This window comes from Bacillus sp. SIMBA_026 (assembly GCF_046535335.1).
GTDB classification, from domain to species: domain Bacteria; phylum Bacillota; class Bacilli; order Bacillales; family Bacillaceae; genus Bacillus; species Bacillus velezensis.
Genome location: NZ_JAWRWX010000201.1, coordinates 1 through 268 on the forward strand (window position 1 = coordinate 1; position 268 = coordinate 268).

Genomic DNA, 268 nt, shown 5'->3' on the forward strand with positions numbered 1-268 from the left:
CTCTTTCGGCCTTCATCGCCTACAAAGGGCTCATCGGTAGCGCGACGAAAACGATCGCCGCGCTTACCGCAGGCGGCGCAGCCGTCTATGCTACTCGTAATTATCTGCTCGCCCCGCGCTACGAGCGCATTTACACGCGAGCCGAAGCAGCGATCCAGTGCGCGCGCAGTGAATATGCTGTTGCCCAGATGGCGATCGGTGCCCGACACGTACCCGACGACGTCCACGATGCAGTCGAGCAAGCATTCACCGCGGCAGACAGTGAACT

Annotated in this window: 1 protein-coding gene; it reads left to right on the plus strand. The window is 60.8% G+C overall.

What is annotated here, in order from left to right; all coding sequences use genetic code 11:
* A partial coding sequence (locus SB847_RS21195; RefSeq protein WP_410578602.1) for a hypothetical protein occupies positions 1 to 268 on the plus strand: 268 nt, incomplete at both ends.